The organism is Paenimyroides aestuarii (genome assembly GCF_024628805.1).
Lineage (GTDB): Bacteria > Bacteroidota > Bacteroidia > Flavobacteriales > Flavobacteriaceae > Flavobacterium > Flavobacterium aestuarii_A.
In genome coordinates, this window is record NZ_CP102382.1 from 896,919 (window position 1) to 915,580 (window position 18,662).

Consider the following 18,662-nt stretch of genomic DNA (forward strand, 5'->3'; position numbering starts at 1 on the left):
CAAAGAGAACAGCTAAATTACTAAATTAATTATAATTTTATTTTTTCCCTTTAGAAACTTTATCTGCCATGATTAAAGCATTGTAAAGGTTTACAAATTTTCCTGATGTAGAAATATCTTTAAAGTTGCGTTTGTCGTCTTTATCGCCTGAAACAATAACTTCTTTGTTAACAGCAACACCAGAATCTTTCATGATTTGTTTTACTTGCGGTGCGGTTAAGTTTGGATAGTACGAGCGAATCATTGCTGCAACACCTGCGGCGTTTGGTGACGCCATTGATGTTCCTTGCAAATATTCGTATCCGGCATGAGGAACGGTTGCATAAATTTTAACACCTGGTGCAAAAACATCTACGTCAATGTTTCCAAAGTTGGAGAAGTTTGCTACCATTTTTTCGCCGAATGATGGGTTTAAAGCACCTACTACCAAAAAGTTGTCTGCAACTTCGGTATTTGTTCCTTCAATACGGTCGTTTGGATAACGCTTAATTTCTTCCCCTTCCGGGTTTAAATCCATTGCATCGTTTCCGGCTGCAACCACAATCAACACATCTTTTTTAGCGGCATATTTAATGGCATCCATCACCCATTGGCTGTTTTGTGCAAAATATTTACCAAAACTTCCGTTGATTACTTTAGCACCGTTGTCTGCAGCATAGCGAATTGCCAACGCAACGTCTTTATCGTACTCATCGCCATCTGGCACTGCACGAACCGACATAATTTCTACGTTGTTTGATGCTACACCATCGCCACCAATATTGTTGTTTCGTGTTTGCGCAATGATACCCGCAACGTGGGTTCCGTGTTTTGCATGGTCGCGGTTGCCCATTACATCGTTATCGCCGTATTTGGTATCGTTAATATCAAAAATATCATCACCTGTTTTGCGTCCTCTGAAATCAACATTTAAGTTGTATTTTAATTGTCCGTTTACGTAATCACCGTATTCTTTAATAAAATCAGCTGCCGATTTTCCACGAGAAATTAACAAATAACCAATGTTTTTTGCTTTTGCCACATCGGCAGGTGCATCTTTGCTTATGTTGTCTAAATCTTCTTTAGAATACTCGGTCTTTTTAAGGTATTTTGTAAGTTTTCCGTGCGCATCTTCCATCATTTCAAGCTGTTTTCTCACAGGCTCTAACTCGGCAATTTTCTCGTCTAATTCTTTTTTTGCACGTTTGTATTCTGCCGATCCGTCATCGCCTCTCGACACAATTCGGGTAAGCTCTAACTGCTCTTCGTTGGTAGCTCCTAATAAGTTCCAACCGTGTATATCATCGATGTATCCGTTTTTGTCATCATCGATACCGTTTCCTGCAATTTCTTTAGGATTTACCCATATTTGCGATTTTAAATCTGGATGATCTACTTCGATACCTGAATCAATCACCGCTACTAAAACCTTTTTACCCGGTTTGTTTTTTATGATTTCTTGATAAGCCCGATCTACCGACATTCCCGGAACCGTATCTTTTAAAATATCTAAATGACTCCAACGTTGCATGGTAGCTTCTGGCAAAGCAGATTTTCTTGTAGGAAGTTGGTCTGCAGAAGTAATAGGTTTCAACGTACTTAAATCTTGTAAATAAGATGTTTGCGCTGTTTTACAGCTTGTTAACGCTAATGCTACTAAAGCTGATAAATAAATAGATTTATTGATTTTCATATTTGATAAAACTTGTATTAATTTTAAAAGTTGGTATGCAAACACATTCAAATGTTACAGTGCATTGTTATAAAATATCGTTAATTGCAAAAATTTGGTTCAAGCGTACACCTTTTTCGGTTTCTTGCACGGTGATAATGGGATTGTGGGCATCGTGTTCCAGATATAAATAATAATTGTTTGCTGCGGCGTGCTTTAAAAACTGCTCTTTTTCGCCCAAAGTAAGCAAAGGTCGGGTGTCATATCCCATTACATAAGGCAACGGGATATGTCCGGCAGTAGGCAGTAAATCGGCACAAAAAACAATGGTTTTGTCTTGGTATTTGATATGCGGAATCATTTGTTTCTCCGTATGCCCATCTACAAACAATACACCAAAATTCAAATCGGTGTGCTGCTCCAAAGGGTTGTTTGATGTTTCAATAAATTTTAATTGACCACTTTCGTGCAACGGCAAAATGTTTTCTGATAAAAAAGAGGCTTTTTCGCGCGGGTTTGGTTTTGTGGCCCAATTCCAATGGTTTTCATTGCTCCAATACGTGGCGTTTTTAAAAGTAGGCACATATCCCGTGCGTGTTTCATTCCACGAAACGGCACCACCGCAATGATCAAAATGCAAATGGGTTAAAAACACGTCGGTAATATCGTCTTTATGAAAACCTTTTTCTTGCAAAGATTTTTCCAAACTAAAATCACCCCACATATTGTAAAAACCAAAAAATTTGTCGGATTGTTTGTTGCCCATTCCGGTATCAATCAAAATCAATCGGTTTGCATCTTCTATCAAAAGGCAACGGGCAGCCAGATCAATTTGGTTGTTCGCGTCGGCAGGGTTGGTTTTGTTCCAAAGCACTTTTGGCACCACGCCAAACATGGCTCCACCGTCTAGTTTAAAATTTCCTGCTTCTATGGCATGAAGTTTCATCGTTGTTTTGTTTTTGTATGAATTAGTAAAAATAGGAATAATTTTTATTTTTAGGAACTAATTTTCCACAGATACACGAATGCTCTTTTTCATATAACTTGATTTCCGTTTAAAAGGAAAACTGCAAATAGCTTCATTAATTGTTTTAAAACCGATACAAAACAGTATTTTTGCCCCAGAAATTGTTTTATGAACCACACCTATCCCAAAACCGAAAAATTGAAACGGAAAAAGTATATCGATTTGCTTTTTTCGGAAGGACGCACGGTAACCAAATATCCGTTGCGCTTGGTGTATGTGCCTGTGAAAGATTTAGAAGTGCCCTTACAAATGGGTGTTTCGGTTTCCAAAAGATATTTTAAAAAAGCCGTTGACCGCAATTATTTTAAGCGGGTTTTGCGCGAATGTTATCGGTTGAAAAAAGAATTGCTACTGAACGATTTAAAAGAACCTTATGTGATGATGTTTTTTTATCAAACCAAAGAACGCCTGCCCTACCAAGAAATTGAAACAAAAACCCAACAGCTTTTTGAAAAGTTTGTTGCCACCATACAAAAAACACCCTGATTGTTTTAATCAGAGCGTTTCAATTAATCTTTGCCAAAGTTCCAAACTTTGGCAAAGTTGTTTTAAAGCTACAGAAAAAACTATTTCTTCACCAGCTTCTTAACTGCTGTGCCTTGGTTGGTTTGCAAGTGCAACATATACGTGCCACTTGCTAAATGTTCTACGTTTAATTGTATATCGGTTTCGTTGGTGTAGTTTTGGGTGTTTAATTGCTTGCCTGCAACATCATACACCGTGATTTGCTGTATTTGCATATTTTCGGCATTGATGATGTTTACAACACTGTTTGCCGGGTTGGGGTATAAGTTAAAATTTTCTGCCAAGAAATTCTCTGCAGTTAACAAGTGTGGTGGCACGCTTTTTAATGCCGTTATTTTGATATTATCAAATTTTAAAAAGGAAGGTTGTTCTTGAACAGCATCTATATTTTTTCCTATATCAAGATTTAGTTCGGTTGGCGGATAATTACTCATCGTATCTGGTGAGGTTAGCTTATCAAAAACATCTACTTTTTTTACAATTCCCAATTTAGGTATCTCAACATATGCTTTGTTATTATCATAATCAATAAAAAAAAACAGTTGATACCATTGGCTATCAGGTATATACAAAAAATTATTAGTTGGGGTCAAATGAAACGGAGAGTACGATACTAATCCATTTGAGCTTACACCCCTTAAAAGCCCGTCAAAATGATTATAAAGAAACCCAGCCAAAATTTTTGGTTTTGTGGTATAAAGAGTTATTGTGCTAACTACCGCAAAAGGGATTGAAGGATTACCCGGATAGTTTGGTACAAATATTTCAATTTCAAACTTCAATACATTATTCCCTTGCGTGCGCTGGTTCCAAAGCACATCAATATTTTTTTTGAACATTCTGTTATTACCATGGCTACCTACCGGTCCGGTTGTAATGGTTAACACTTTTCCTTTATTGGTTTCGTTTTCTATTTGAAAGTTTTTTGCAGCAAGTGACGCAGGTTGATTAGACCCCGGTAAACAATACCAACCTCCTTGTCCTTGAATAATAAAATTAGTAGCCACATCACCTAATGTGTAGTTGTCAAAATTTTCGGTGTAAAGTACTTGGGCAGTTAGGTTATGAACGCCTAATAAAGTGGTTACAATAAGGAGAATCTTTTTCATAAAGAATATTTTAACAGTTACTTATGTAAGTATACGCAATCATTTTACATTTTTTTATGATAACCAAAAAAAAGCAACCAATACAAATTGGTTGCTCTGAGTGTTTTTAATCTTTGCCAAAGTTTCGAACTTTGGCAAAGAGGTTTTAAAGTTACTCTACTACAGTTTGCTTTTTTTACACAAATTTATTTTACATTTTACAACAATACAAAATACACTATACAGAAAAAAAACTACTTTTTCACCAGCTTCTTAACCGCTGTGCCTTGCTTGGTTTGCAAGTGCAGCATATACGTGCCGCTTGCTAAATTTGCAACGTTTAATTGTATTTCGGTTTCGTTGTTGTAGTTTTGGGTACTTAACTGTTTCCCTGCAACATCATACACCGTGATTTGCTGTACCTGCATATTTTCGGCGTTGGTGATGTTTACAACATTGTTTGCCGGGTTGGGGTATAGATTAAATTTTGCAGCCAGCTGTTCGGTGCTACTCAACGCAATTACCTCTGGTGGCACCACACTCATTGCCGTAATTTTGATGTTATCGTATCTTTGGTTTGAATATACATTATTGTTACCGTTACTAGCAACAGAAACTTGAAACACCAAACGTTGCAACTTGTAATCTTGCATTAAATTGGTTGATGTAGGGTTGGTTACCAAACCACTGCTGGAAACCTTGTTAAATTGTGGTATATGCATATAAATTTTATTGTTGGTATAATCTAAATACATTATTAACGTAACCCATGTATTAAACGGAAAAACAGGATAGTGTGCAAAGCTTTGGGTATTCGAGGATGTGGCATCCGTTCGAGCACCAAAAAAACCATAAACTTTACTAAATTGTATTATTATAAATTCCTCTTGGGGTACGTAAAGTGACATATCTTTTAACAACAACCTTATATTACTTAAAGCTTGTACAGCTGGTATTTTATTACCTGTAAAATAATCTATTTCTATTTTAATGACATCGTTACCAGCGGTGCGGTTGTCAATTAACACATTCAAATTGGGTTTAATCAAGAAATAATGCTCCTTACTCATTGAGTAAGGTGTGGTTAAGTCTAATACCTTACCTCTGTTGGCTTCGTTTACTATGGTAAAAACACTGTTATGTTGCGCAAACTCACCTTCTGTTAACCAACCGCCTTGACCCGGTATTACACCGGTAGGGTCGGTACCTACATTACCCCAGTTGTAACTGTCAAAGGTTTCATTATACAATACTTGAGCGGTTAGATTATAAACGCCTAATAAGGTGGTTATAATAAGGAGAATCTTTTTCATAAAGAATATTTTAACAGTTACTTATGTAAATATACGCAATCATTTTACATTTTTTTATGATAACCAAAAAAAAGCAACCAATACAAATTGGCTGCTCTGAGTGTTTTTAATCTTTGCCAAAGTTTCGAACTTTGGCAAAGAGGTTTTAAAGTTACTCTACTACAGTTTGCTTTTTTTACACAAATTTATTTTACATTTTACAACAATACAAAATACACTATACAGAAAAAAAACTACTTTTTCACCAGTTTTTTAACTGCTGTGCCTTGGTTGGTTTGCAAATGCAGCATATACGTGCCGCTTGCTAAATGTTCTACGTTTAATTGTATATCGGTTTCGTTGTTGTAGGTTTGGGTGCTTAACTGTTTTCCCGCAACATCATACACCGTGATTTGCTGTATTTGCATATTTTCGGCATTGGTGATGTTTACAACATTGTTTGCTGGGTTGGGATATAAATTAAAATTTTCTGCCAAGAAATTCTCTGCAGTTAACAAGTGTGGTGGCACGCTTTTTAATGCCGTTATTTTGATATTATCGTATTTTAAAAAGGATGGTTGTTCTTGAACAGCATCTATACTTTTTCCTATACTGAGATATAGCTCGATTGGCGGATAATTACTCATCGTATCTGGTGGGGTTAGCTTATCAAAAACATCTACTTTTTTTACAATTCCCAATTTAGGTATCTCAACATATGCTTTGTTATTATCATAATCAATAAAAAATATCAGTTGATACCATTGGTTTTTATTTATATTTAAATTACCACTATTTGCAGCTAAAGGAAATTGAAAGGCAGGCTTTAAACCGTTAGAACTTTGACCCGTTAACTTTCCGTCAAAATGATTATAACCAAACGCTGCCAAAGTCTTTGGCTTTGTAGTGTAAAGGATGATACTTCCAGCTAATGCAAAAGGTATTGAAGGATTACCAAGATAGTCTGGTATAAACATTTCAATTTCAAACTTCAATACATTATTCCCTTGCGTACGCTGGTTCCAAAGCGTATCAAAATCTTTTTTGAATATACTGTTACTACCATAGCTACCTACCGGTCCAGTTATAATGGTTAACACTTTCCCTTTATTGGTTTCATTTTCTATTTGAAAATTTGCTGCTGTAGCATTTGTGTTCAATGAGCCAAATAAAGTATGCCATCCGCCCTGACCAGGCGTTTGACCAGAAAAATCGGTAGCAACATTTCCTAATGTGTAGTTATCAAAGTTTTCGTTATATAAAACTTGGGCATCTATATAACAGCTATAAACAAACAGGATTATTGTGAATAGTATTTTTTTCATACTAGCATTTTTAAATTAAATAACAAATTCGTAAATCTTAAATTATTAAGATTTACGAATTATTTTTTATAAGCCTATAGATATAACATGACCAGATGTCATCCATAAATTGGCACCCATTCCCATATATAAGCTAATTTTATGCGATGGGTAACCAAAGAAATACTCTTCATGGGACCACTCAAATTCATAGTCCACCTCACGGGAATCGCACCACACAGTTGGATCGTTTGGTTGTAGGTTTGGTACCCAAGATGTAAATGGTGATGGTGCAATTAAAGGATCAGTTTCATGGTAATAACGCAATTTACCAACGTTTCCTTTACCAGGAACGAAAGCATTGGTTACAAACGTGTCCTCCCAATAAGGATAAGTCGCCGGATCTTGAATTGTTTTGTTTTGCACCTGAATAAAGCCATTGCCCACAACACTTCCGTTTGATTTTAATATTACTGTATATTCATAAAAAAACACTTTGCCATAACGCGCTAAAACCGCTTTTTCTTGAGGTGTGGCATTATTCGAAATATCAAAAAAACGGTTTTCGGGATTCCAACCTGGACTTGACCCTGGGGTGTGAGGATTCACTGGACAATGATCTGCATAAGAGCTTATAGATACTTCGGAATGATTTATAGAAGAACCGTCTAAAATAATAGGTTCTGCCGTAATTAATTCACCAATTTCATTACCGTTTTGGTATAGGTTGGGATAGTTACCGTTTGTAAAATCGGCTACTAACCCAGGTGGGTTTAGTGATGCTTGGTAAGCATCATGATATTGACCGTCATTAACACCATCATAGTATGCCACACCAATATAAGGGGTTAAATGTAACTCAAAAATACTATAACCCTCACCAGCTGTATGATTCGATATTGTATAAGTTGGTATAACATCATTACGGTGTTTAATATCCCACGGAGAATAATAATTATCACCTACTATTGCTGGAATTCCAGATCCTGGATTATAATACCCCGGATTATTAGGATTATAACTATTAGTTTGGTATTGCGAACCTGTTTCAGCATTTTGCTGATCCAAATCGTCAACAATTGTGTCGGTTGTACATGCCGTAAGGGTTAGGCCTATTACCCCCCCCACAAAATTTTGCTTAATTTTGTCATAATTTCTATATTTTTAATTAGTTAGATTGTAAATATAGCAAAATAATTAACACCTTGTTAAATAAATCAAAAAAAGCTAAAAGAAATTTTTAGCTTTTGAATATTTTTGATGGTTTACTAGTCCTGCTTTTCGTTCATTTTTCGTTCCTGTTCCAATTGCAATTCTTCAATTACTGGGCGAACGGTGCTTTCGGGCAAATCGGCAATTCGCATGTACATTAATCCGTCAACCGAATTGTTAAACAGCGGATTTACATTAAAAGCTACTACCCGTGCGTTTTGCTTGATGTATTTTTTAATTAAAACCGGCAAGCGCACACCGCCTGGTTCTACTTCTTCAATCAGCTTGTCGAACTTTTTCAAATATCCCAAACTTTGGCAAAGTTGTTTTGAAGTTACAGAAAAAAAACTACTTTTTCACCAGCTTCTTAACCGCTGTGCCTTGGTTGGTTTGCAAATGCAGCATATACGTGCCACTTGCTAAATGTTCTACGTTTAATTGTATTTCGGTTTCGTTGTTGTATTTTTGGGTGCTTAATTGCTTGCCTGCAACATCATACACCGTGATTTGCTGTATCTGCATATTTTCGGTGTTGGTTATATTAACCACGCTGCTTGCTGGGTTAGGGTATAAATTAAAATTTTCAGCCGAAAAGTTTTCTACTCCTAAATAGTTTGGTAAGGTGTTTAAAGCAGTTAGCTTAATATTATCATATTTTACCGCCACTGGTAAATTACCTGTACCTCCTCCATGTAAATGTAAAATCTCTATAATTTCATTATGTGTAAAACTTGCTCCCTTTAAAATATTTAATGCGGGTATGTAAACATATATTTTACCACCAATTACATTACCTGCTTCGTATTCATAATCAACAAAAAGCTGCACTGAAATCCAAGTATTGTAAGGAAAATTATTGTATTCAGGAGTATTATTTACTCCCAAATAAATGTACTGTGTACCAGAAGGTGTGTAATACCCTGTCTGTAATTTAGCATTAACAGCTGATGGTTTTCCAGCAACAATATTATCTATGACATTGCTCACTGTATATTTGTTACTAGTTGCGGTGCTTAAACCTACATACCCCCCCATTTTATCTGTACTAACCGAAGTACTAACGGTATAAACATCGTATTCTAATTTTAATATATTGTTACCTTGTGTTCTGCCATTCCATAAGGTGTTGATGTTTTTTTGTATTACCCTCGAAGTATTACCTTGCGTAAAATTATTAATATTGCCGCCAATTGACAATACATTACCCCTGCCAGCTTCTGCAACAATTTCACATGGTGCAGGGTTGTTAGGGTATGCTTTTCTCACATACCAACCGCCTTTTCCAGGTATCGCTCCTGTAGCATCGGTACTTACTTCTCCCAATGCATAATTATTGAAATTTTCGGTAAATAATATTTGTGCTGTACATAAGTGCGTGAACAAAAAAACTGCTGCTATATAAAATATTCTTGTTTTCATAATTATAAAATTAAAATGAGGCTGTCCAAAAAGTTTGGGCAGCCCTTTTTTAGTTGTGTTTTCTCTAAAAAATTCGTATTTTAGAGTTGAACAAAAAACCCAACTGTGGCTAAGGTAACATTTAAAAATCAAACAGGCAACTCTCCAGAACTTTTCCCTATCAATATTTTTGATTTGATTCCAGAAGACCACCCCGTTCGGTTGGTGGATTCGGTGGTTAATCAATTGGATATCAGCGATATTACAAATCTTTACTTAGGCGGAGGTTGCTCTGCATATCATCCGAGAATGATGATTAAAGTGTTGTTTTACAGCTATTTGTCCAACGTTTATTCGTGTAGAAAAATCGCCAAAGCCCTTACCGAAAACATCCATTTTATGTACATTTCGGGAAATTCTACGCCAAATTTTAGAACCATCAACGAATTTAGAGGGAAAATTTTGAAGGAGAAAATCAAAGATTTGTTTGCCGAAGTGGTGAAAATGCTGGTAGAATTGGGCTACATCAGCCTTGATGTTCAGTATATTGACGGCACAAAAATAGAGGCAAAATCCAATAAATACACCTTCGTTTGGCGGGGTTCTGTGGAAAAGTACAAAGAAAAATTAGAAGTTAAAATCAATACGATTCTTTCAGATATTGAAAACAGTATTCAATCAGATAATCAAGAACTTAACAAGGAAGAACTGCCCAAAAAAATCAATTCCGAAGAACTAAAAGAGAAGTTATCTGAATTGAACAAAAAACTAAAAGAACCTACCAAAAAACAGGCAAAAGAGCTACAAAAACTTCAGGATGAGCATCTTCCAAAATTAGAAAAATACGAAAAAGACCTAGAAACTTTAGGCGATAGGAATTCTTACAGCAAAACCGACCCCGACGCTACTTTTATGCGGATGAAGGAAGATCACATGAAAAACGGACAGCTTAAACCGGCTTATAATACGCAGATTTCAACTGAAAATCAGTTTATTACCCACGTTTCCATCCATCAAAAAGGGGGATACCACGACTTTGGAATCGCATCTCGATGGTTTTGAAAATCTCTACGGAAAACAAAGCAAAGAAGTGGTTGCCGATGCAGGATACGGAAGTGAGGAGAATTACGAAATGCTTGAAAATAAAAACGTTACAGCGTATGTGAAGTATAATTATTTTCATGCAGAACAGAAAAAGAAGATGGAAAACAATCCGTTTTTGGTTCAGAATTTATTCTATAACCAAGAACAAGATTTTTACGTTTGTCCGATGGGTCAACGAATGGAAAATGTTGGCAAAGGCAAACGAATATCGAGCAACGGGTACGAATCGCAAGTGTCTTATTATCAAGCTAAAAACTGCAACAATTGTCCGCTTCGAGGGGAATGTTTCAATGCAAAAGGTAATCGCAGAATAGAAGTCAATCACCGTTTGAATGAGCTTAAAGAAAGAGCGAGAAATTTATTAACGAGCGAAGAAGGTTTAAAACACCGAAGCAAACGCCCGATAGAAGTAGAAGCTGTCTTTGGTCAACTCAAAAGCAATAATAAATTTAACAGATTTACATTCAAAGGCTTAGAAAAAGTAGAATTAGAGTTTCTACTGATGGCTCTTGGGCATAATTTTAGAAAAATGGTGGCCAAAGAAGCGACTTCTAAGAAAATTGTTGTAAAAACCGCAAAAAGAGGTTCAAAAATGATTTTTGAAATTGAAATTTTCATTTTTAAGCATCAAGAATTTTCTTCAACTAAAAATAATCACCACAATTTTCACTATCAAAAATTAGCCGCATAAAAAAAGACTGCCTTTTTGGACAGCCTCATTGTGTTTATTACTATTACTCTATATATAAACGTACAAATCCGTCTAAATAAAACGTTCTTGCCCTAAATGAACCAACAGCTGTTGGCATATCACCGCCAGAAACTACAAAATCTGGATTAGCAACAGTTGTAGGATCTACAATAATTTCTCTAGAACTAATATGCCAATATAAATCTCCGCCAAATGTATCGGTTACAGACAGTGAATTTTGTATTGCATCACCACTATCATCTTGCAATCCCAAAACATAAAAAGTATCTGTAAATACTGTTGGATTACTTCCAAATTCAATTTTGTAATACATTACCTTTCCAAAATCTTTTAGTAATTGTACCTCTTGCGGGGTGGCAGATGGTGGTGGTGTAATGGGAGGCAAGCCCAATGCTGCGGGTTTAACCATGTTGTTATTTACCAAATCAAAAAAAATAGGTTCTGGGTTGTATGGGTATTGATACACGCTTGGTATAACAGGACAATGATCGTTTGCTTGAGGTGTAACCCAATCAGAAAATACCGCTAATTCGTGTGTACTTGAAGTACCTGTTAAAACAATTGGGTTGGCAGCTATGTAATTTCCATACTCATTACCGCCAGCATACAAATTTGGATAACCACCCGCTAAATTAACCCCATTATAAGTACCATCATTCGCACCATCGTAATAAGCCAAACCAATATAAGGGGTTACTCTTGTATAAACACCTTGTTGAGAAAATAAATGGCATTGAAAATAATGTTGAACCGGTACCACATTATTAATATCCCAAGGAGAATCATACCCATTGACACTCGTAAAAGGCTTGACTCCACCTGAATCACTTGTTGCTTTAGGATCGGTCCCCGGCACTACTTTGTTTAATTCTGGTGTTTGGCTTTGCGAAACATCTTCACCACAAGCTACAAGAGCAAACAAGCCCATAAGGGTAATAATTATTTTTTTCATTTTAATATAATTTTAGATTAGATTGTGAAGATAAATTTTAAATTTTAATTAAAAATATTGTTTTTTTTAAAAGTTATACTATGAAGTGATTTAAACTTTTATTTTATTAAATTTTTTTAGAGCAATTACGATGAATGCTAAATAATTAAAGCCTAGCCAACTTGTAACTGTTGTGTCGAATCTATTTAATATGGATCTAAAACTATCCATCCAAGCATTTGTTCTTTCTATTTTATATCTCTCATTATAAAGTTCTTGGTCAAAATATTCATCTCTATCTGTATCGCCATTTCTTTTATTGAAACAAATATTTGCATGTATTTCTTTTTTCTCACAACACAACCTAAATTCTTTAGAATCAAAGCCCGCATCAGCATTTAAAAAAAGTCCTTCAACTGGAATTTTTGCTTGCTCTAAAGTTCCCGTTATCACTTCAAACTGAACTTCTATGTTAAAAAGATCGTTATGGTTACCAGCTACAGGTTCTGAAATGGCTAATGGAATTCCTTGTTTATCACTTAAATACAATGAGTTAGTGGTTTTACGTTTCTTTCTACCTTGATATTCTACTTCTTCACCACCCCTAATTGCAGAGGTATGACTACCATCAAAATCTATATTCGAAAGGTCTAATTTTGATTTGTTTTTTTCTAAAATGCTTGTCCAGATTTTTTTTAAAATATCTGCCTTACACCATTTTCGATAATGATAATAAACCGATTCCCAACTTAATACATTTTCTTCAAATAATGCCTTAACTGGAAGTTGATGCCATTGAACTCCTGTTTTAAGTTTGTAAAGTACAGCATTTACTATTTCTTCCAAAGGAACTGTTGCCTGAAAACCTCGTTTTGCTAATGGCAAATAAGGTACTATTTCTTTTTTTATTATATCTTTGTTCAGTACACTGTACATAAGGGTTGATTTTGAAATGAATATGTTTTGCAACACAAATTTCGTCAACCCTTTATTATTTACAAAATAAGTTTAAATCAATTCTATATTATAAATAAACATCGTGCCAAAGTTAATTGTTTTTAAAATTATTTAATTTAATAGTGAAATAAAAAAAACACTATTAATTGAGTGGCTTTTTATTTACTTTGCAAAATTTAAATAGATAAATTGCTCTATGAAAAAATAGAGGAATTGAGAAAGTTTAAAAATAAAAAAACCGGAAATTACTCCGGTTTTTAAAATTATATAATATTATTGGTAAATAACATATATGTCGGTTAAATCAGTTACATAAGATAATGTATGAGTTGCTCCAAAAGGATCTGTAATCGAAACCTCACTTGGCACAATAGGCTTATTTGGACTATTAGTAAGGCACAACTCACCTCTTGTAGGATCATCCCTTAAATTAGCTATAAACATTAGGTCAGGGTGAATAGAAAGAGGTACTATATTTTTCCAGTGATTAGGAAACATAGTAAAATCCCACGTATCCGGACCTACCTTTTGCTTCAGCATTCCTTTTGTAAACGGAGGAACAGATTTAGGGTCCGCATTACGTGGGTAGATACTATAAGTCAGATGATGCATTTTACCAATTTCCATCATTGCCAATACTTCATTTGTTGTTATCAAGCTAGAAGAATATGAAAACCCTGTACCCATTGTTGCTCCATTTATTGGCAAACCACCAGTAGCAGGACCATGCATTAAAGAGGTTCCCGGGTGTAAAATAATCGGATCTAAGTCCACGGTATTCCCATATTTATTACCACCAGCAAAAAGATTCGGGTAATTAGCCGGATTTGATAAATAATTACCATAATAGGGATCAACTGGTTGTCCCCAAACATAAAATCCGACACTTGGAGTAATAACTATCGTATTAGATGTATTGTTTATAAAATGGTACTTTGGACTAAGCGTTCCGGCAGGTGTTAAATACGGAGACTCATAATTCCCAGAATTATTGGGGATTCCTGGTGTTGTATGACCCGGTACGTCGGAATCAACCGAATTTGTCTGCATTCCACCCGAACCAGTTTCAACACTTCCAGTTTCACTCATTTTATCAGCCTGCTGATAAGAATCTTCGCTACAAGCTACAAGAGCAAACAAGCCCATAAGGGCAATAATAGATTTTTTCATTTTAATATAATTTTAAGATTAGATTGTGAAGATAAATTTTAAATTTTAATTAAAAATATTGTTTTTTATAAAAGTTATGCTATATTATAAAAAAATCGAGCCAAAAAAAAGTAATACAAAAAACAAACCTGTAATTATTCGCTCTATTTTCTATTTGATATTCACAATAAAAATATACCTTAGTACTACCTAAACTAGATGTGGTATGAAAAAGTATATTTTTTGGGTGTTTGCTTTCAACAGTTTGTTGATCACTGCTTGTAAAAACAACGAAACGGCTACCGAAGATGCCGTAGCTGTTACCGAGATCGAATTGCCAGAATATGAACCACGCGAGGATAATGTGATGTATGATGCCCAATTATCTTCAGAAGAAATGGCTCAAGTTCAAGAGCCAACACCTAACCACAACAACGTGCAGAACGAAGTTTCTTTTGCTAAAAAAATCATTAAATCGGCAACGGTTAAATATCAAGTAGATGATTTAGAAGAAGAAAAAAATAAACTGGTTCGCGAAACCAATGCTTTAAAAGGTTTTGTAGTTTCTGAAATTGCTGATGCCACTTTCAACAATCCGCAAATTGCTTTTCAGCTTAATATTCCTTCGGAACATTTCGACGGGTTTATTACTTCTCTTGAAAAAGATGTAGCTTATTTTGATTTAAAGGAAATTAAGCGCGAAGATGTTACCCGCGATTACGTGGATGTAGCCACTCGCTTAAAAAACCAAAGGGCATTAGAAGCACGCTATTTAGAGTTGTTGAAACAAGCAAAAAACGTTACCGAAATTTTAGAAATCGAAGAGAAACTCCACCAAGTGCGATTAGAAATTGAGCTTTCAGAAAACCGCCTGCGGTTGTATGATCGACAAGTGCGATACAGTTCCGTTTCGCTTACTATTTTTAAAGAAATCCCACACGCAAAATCGCCCGATCGCACTATTGGATACAAAACCAAAAATGCGTTTATCGGTGGTTTTGAAAATTTTGTAGATTCGTTAATAGATATTTTATACCTTTGGCCGTTTTTTTTAATTATTCTTATTTTTGGGCTATGGTTTTTAGTGAAATATAAGAAATATAAAAAAAATCAATCTAAATCTAATTAAAAATCCAATTTAAGTGGAAGCAAAACACAGCCTAAATAAAGTAAGTGCCGGCGCTTTATTAATCACATTAGGTATTATTTATGGAGATATCGGTACTTCGCCTTTGTATGTAATGAAAGCTATTTTTGGCGAAGCACCCATTAATGAAAATCTGGTGCTGGGTGCGGTTTCTTGTGTGCTTTGGACACTTACCATACAAACCAGCATAAAATATGTATGGCTTACCTTACAAGCTGATAACAACGGAGAAGGGGGCATTTTTTCGCTTTATACGTTGGTGAAAAAACTAAAGAAAAAATGGTTGATTGTTCCGGCCTTAATTGGCGGTAGTGCCATGCTTGCCGATGGATTCATCACACCTCCTATCTCAATTTCTTCGGCCTTGGAGGGTTTAAAAATTTATTACCCCGATTTGCAAACCATTCCGCTTGTAATTGCTGTTATTGTGGTGCTGTTCTTTTTTCAGAGTTATGGTACCAAAACCATTGGAAAATTCTTCGGACCTATTATGTTTATTTGGTTCAGCATGTTGGCAATTGTGGGGTTATTGCAAATTATCCAATTGCCAGAAATTTTAAAAGCATTTAATCCTTATTACGCTTATTTGCTGTTAAAAGAACATCCCGAAGGTTTTTATGTACTGGGTTTTGTGTTTCTGTGTACCACAGGTGCCGAAGCTTTGTACAGCGATTTGGGTCATTGTGGCATAAAAAACATACGCGCAAGTTGGTTGTTTGTAAAAACAACATTGATTTTAAATTACTTTGGTCAAGGTGCATTTTTACTTTCACATGCCGATATAAAACTGAAAACATTTGAAAACGGAGCTGAGTTTATTCAAAACCCGTTCTATTTAATGATGCCGCAATGGTTTATTCCCATCGGAATTATTGTAGCAACATTGGCAGCCATCATTGCAGCACAAGCATTAATTACCGGCTCATTTACCATGATAAACGAGGCCATGCGTTTAAATCTTTGGCCGCGTGTGTTGGTTAAATATCCATCGATTATAAAAGGACAGTTATACATTCCTTCTACCAACTGGATGCTTTGCATTGGTTGTATATTGATTGTGTTGCATTTCAAAGAATCGAGCAATATGGAAGCTGCTTATGGTTTGGCAATTGTAATGTGCATGATTGCAACCAGTATATTGCTTACCTACTATATGATTTTAAAACGCTTCAGTAAATTCATCATCGTTGCGTTTGTAATGGTATATAGCGTGATTGAAATATCGTTTTTCTTGGCAAATATTGATAAGTTTCACCACGGCGGTTATGTGTCGCTTTTAGTGGCAGGAGGTTTAGCAAGTGTTATGGCCATTTGGTTTTTGGGTAAACGCATTCGTAAGAATTATACCGAATTTGTTCGTTTGGAAGATTACACCACTGTAATAGAAGATTTAAGCAATGACGAAAGCATCCCGCAATATGCCAACAACCTCATCTATCTTACCAACGCACATATTAAAAGCGAAATTGAATCGAAAGTGATTTATTCCATCCTTTATAAACGTCCCAAACGTGCTGATGTTTATTGGATGTTGCATGTAAATGTTTTAGATGAACCTTATGGAATGGAATATCAAATTAAAAAATTCTCAGACAAAATTATCCGTGTCGATTTTTATTTAGGATTCCGCATTGCACCAAAGATAAGTCCGTTGTTTAAAAAAGTTTTAGAAGATTTAAACAAATGCGGAGAGTTCAATAAACTTAGTACGTATCACTCTTTAAGAAAAAATCAAATTACTGCCGACCACAAATACATCATCATCGAAAAAGTGGTTTCTTATGACAATGATTTGCCTTGGTACGAAAAATTTGTACTCGATTGTTATGCATTCATCCGCAAGAACAGTTTATCGGAAGAAAAAGCTTTTGGATTAGACAATAGTTCGGTGAAAATTGAATATTATCCGCTGTTGTTGAACAACAATATCGCTGATATTCCTTTAAAACGAAGAACCGATAAAAAGAAATAAATCACTAATAATGCTGTTTTCAATGGAAACAGCATTTTTTTATGCCTAAAATTCAACAAGCGCTTTTTCTATTAATATTATGTTTACATTTGACATCACATATTTATGCTACTCGCCACATGAACTTAAGACTTTTATTCGTTGTTTTTTTAATGCTGAGCCTTTCCTGTACAGCTCAAGATAAGCGCCTTACAGGAAAATGGAAGGGAACCGATTCCCAAGGAGGTACTGTTTGTATTCTATTCTCAAAAGATGGTTATGTGACGTTTATTAACGGAAAAAACACCTTTGGCGGAAAAGAATTTGAAATCGAAGGCATTAAAGCCGCTTGCAAATACATTGCCGATTTTTCTAAAACACCGCATCAAATAGATTATGTTTTTTATAACCTTGCAAACAATAATGAAATCAACCGCATGCGGGGTATTTACCGCTTTTTGGGCTACGATAAAATGGAACTACGCGTAAATATGAACGGTGGAACATACAGCGAATTTGCCGAGATTCCAGATATGGACACCCTCTTTTTAGAAAAAAAATAATCGTTCCGTTCACATCTGTGCTTCATAGAAACACAAAATTAATAGCATTTTTATGTTATTAATTTGTATCTTTATAATTGAAAAAGAAAAAATCAATTTAAAAAATTAAAGCTATGAGTACAGAAAACCTGAACCACAAGGAAGCAGTTGAAAAGTTAAAAAACATGGTAGATGCCATTGATATTGGTATGCTTTCTACTTTTCAAAACCACACCGATTATCCACACAGCATTCCAATGAGCCGTCAAGAAGTTGACGAAGAAGGCAATATATGGTTTCTATTTTCGGCAACCAGCGATACCCACCAACACTTAATGGAAAACAAAAAAGTATCATTGACCTTTGCCGATGTTAAATCCTATGAATTTTTAAGTATCAACGGCATTGGCGAAGTTTCAAGAGATGCTGCCAAAATCGAAAAATATTGGAACAAGTTTGTAGAAGCTTGGTTTGAAAAAGGGAAAGAAGATCCCAACATTCGCATCTTAAAAGTAGTTCCAAATGAGGCACACTATTGGGACAACAAAACCAACAAATTGGTTACTTTCTTCAAAGTAGCAACAAGCGCGTTAACAGGCGCAAAAATGGACATGGGCAGAGAAGGCGATTTAAACCTTTAGCCTTTTAATACAAAAGCTCTGAAGTTTTTTC

15 protein-coding genes and 2 pseudogenes are annotated in these 18,662 nt (G+C 35.3%); 6 read left to right on the forward strand and 11 right to left on the reverse strand.

Annotated features, from left to right (window positions below; all coding sequences use genetic code 11):
• Window positions 1–37 precede the first annotated feature (37 nt).
• The gene (locus NPX36_RS04375; protein ID WP_257500196.1) at window positions 38–1,672 is read right to left on the reverse strand and encodes a S8 family peptidase; all 1,635 of its coding nucleotides are present in this window, start codon (window positions 1,670–1,672) and stop codon (window positions 38–40) included.
• A gap of 67 nt (window positions 1,673–1,739) precedes the next feature.
• A complete protein-coding gene (locus tag NPX36_RS04380; RefSeq protein WP_257500197.1) occupies window positions 1,740–2,597 on the reverse strand; it encodes an MBL fold metallo-hydrolase in 858 nt (285 codons plus the stop codon).
• A 189-nt stretch (window positions 2,598–2,786) separates the two neighbouring features.
• Here NPX36_RS04380 and rnpA point away from each other — a divergent pair, with 189 nt between their 5' ends.
• The gene (gene rnpA, locus NPX36_RS04385) at window positions 2,787–3,164 is read left to right on the forward strand and encodes a ribonuclease P protein component (protein ID WP_257500198.1); all 378 of its coding nucleotides are present in this window, start codon (window positions 2,787–2,789) and stop codon (window positions 3,162–3,164) included.
• Between the two features lie 80 nt (window positions 3,165–3,244).
• On the opposite strand, the gene NPX36_RS04390 is transcribed toward rnpA, so the two are convergent.
• The 6 genes and pseudogenes from NPX36_RS04390 to NPX36_RS04415 all read right to left on the reverse strand — a co-directional run bounded on the left by NPX36_RS04390 (window position 3,245) and on the right by NPX36_RS04415 (window position 9,518).
• Window positions 3,245–4,312: a T9SS type A sorting domain-containing protein gene (locus NPX36_RS04390; protein WP_257500199.1), complete on the reverse strand. Its 1,068-nt coding sequence runs from the start codon at window positions 4,310–4,312 to the stop codon at window positions 3,245–3,247.
• A 233-nt stretch (window positions 4,313–4,545) separates the two neighbouring features.
• Window positions 4,546–5,604, reverse strand: a complete 1,059-nt coding sequence (locus tag NPX36_RS04395) for a T9SS type A sorting domain-containing protein (protein ID WP_257500200.1) — start codon at window positions 5,602–5,604, stop codon at window positions 4,546–4,548.
• Between the two features lie 233 nt (window positions 5,605–5,837).
• Window positions 5,838–6,908: a T9SS type A sorting domain-containing protein gene (locus NPX36_RS04400; protein ID WP_257500201.1), complete on the reverse strand. Its 1,071-nt coding sequence runs from the start codon at window positions 6,906–6,908 to the stop codon at window positions 5,838–5,840.
• A gap of 66 nt (window positions 6,909–6,974) precedes the next feature.
• On the reverse strand, window positions 6,975–8,015 hold the full coding sequence (locus NPX36_RS04405) for a hypothetical protein (protein WP_257500202.1): 1,041 nt from the start codon (window positions 8,013–8,015) through the stop codon (window positions 6,975–6,977).
• Window positions 8,016–8,155: 140 nt separating this feature from the next.
• A pseudogene (locus NPX36_RS04410) lies at window positions 8,156–8,401 on the reverse strand (glycerol acyltransferase); the annotation flags it as partial.
• A 46-nt stretch (window positions 8,402–8,447) separates the two neighbouring features.
• Window positions 8,448–9,518, reverse strand: a complete 1,071-nt coding sequence (locus tag NPX36_RS04415) for a T9SS type A sorting domain-containing protein (RefSeq protein WP_257500203.1) — start codon at window positions 9,516–9,518, stop codon at window positions 8,448–8,450.
• Between the two features lie 105 nt (window positions 9,519–9,623).
• On the opposite strand from NPX36_RS04415, the pseudogene NPX36_RS04420 reads away from it, so the two are divergent.
• Window positions 9,624–11,196: pseudogene (locus tag NPX36_RS04420) on the forward strand (IS1182 family transposase); the annotation flags it as partial.
• A gap of 139 nt (window positions 11,197–11,335) precedes the next feature.
• Here NPX36_RS04420 and NPX36_RS04425 read toward each other — a convergent pair.
• The 3 genes from NPX36_RS04425 to NPX36_RS04435 form a co-directional block, all read right to left on the reverse strand.
• The gene (locus NPX36_RS04425) at window positions 11,336–12,265 is read right to left on the reverse strand and encodes a hypothetical protein (protein ID WP_257500204.1); all 930 of its coding nucleotides are present in this window, start codon (window positions 12,263–12,265) and stop codon (window positions 11,336–11,338) included.
• Between the two features lie 90 nt (window positions 12,266–12,355).
• The gene (locus tag NPX36_RS04430) at window positions 12,356–13,180 is read right to left on the reverse strand and encodes an IS5 family transposase (protein WP_257500205.1); all 825 of its coding nucleotides are present in this window, start codon (window positions 13,178–13,180) and stop codon (window positions 12,356–12,358) included.
• A 294-nt stretch (window positions 13,181–13,474) separates the two neighbouring features.
• Window positions 13,475–14,371, reverse strand: a complete 897-nt coding sequence (locus NPX36_RS04435) for a hypothetical protein (protein ID WP_257500206.1) — start codon at window positions 14,369–14,371, stop codon at window positions 13,475–13,477.
• A gap of 205 nt (window positions 14,372–14,576) precedes the next feature.
• On the opposite strand from NPX36_RS04435, the gene NPX36_RS04440 reads away from it, so the two are divergent.
• The 4 genes from NPX36_RS04440 to NPX36_RS04455 all read left to right on the forward strand — a co-directional run bounded on the left by NPX36_RS04440 (window position 14,577) and on the right by NPX36_RS04455 (window position 18,631).
• On the forward strand, window positions 14,577–15,479 hold the full coding sequence (locus tag NPX36_RS04440) for a DUF4349 domain-containing protein (protein ID WP_257500207.1): 903 nt from the start codon (window positions 14,577–14,579) through the stop codon (window positions 15,477–15,479).
• A 13-nt stretch (window positions 15,480–15,492) separates the two neighbouring features.
• Window positions 15,493–17,469, forward strand: coding sequence for a KUP/HAK/KT family potassium transporter (locus tag NPX36_RS04445; protein WP_257500208.1), 1,977 nt, complete (start codon window positions 15,493–15,495; stop codon window positions 17,467–17,469).
• Between the two features lie 119 nt (window positions 17,470–17,588).
• On the forward strand, window positions 17,589–18,011 hold the full coding sequence (locus NPX36_RS04450; RefSeq protein WP_257500209.1) for a hypothetical protein: 423 nt from the start codon (window positions 17,589–17,591) through the stop codon (window positions 18,009–18,011).
• A 113-nt stretch (window positions 18,012–18,124) separates the two neighbouring features.
• Entirely contained in the window at window positions 18,125–18,631 is a 507-nt protein-coding gene (locus NPX36_RS04455) for a pyridoxamine 5'-phosphate oxidase family protein (protein ID WP_257500210.1), read from the forward strand.
• Window positions 18,632–18,662: the final 31 nt, after the last annotated feature.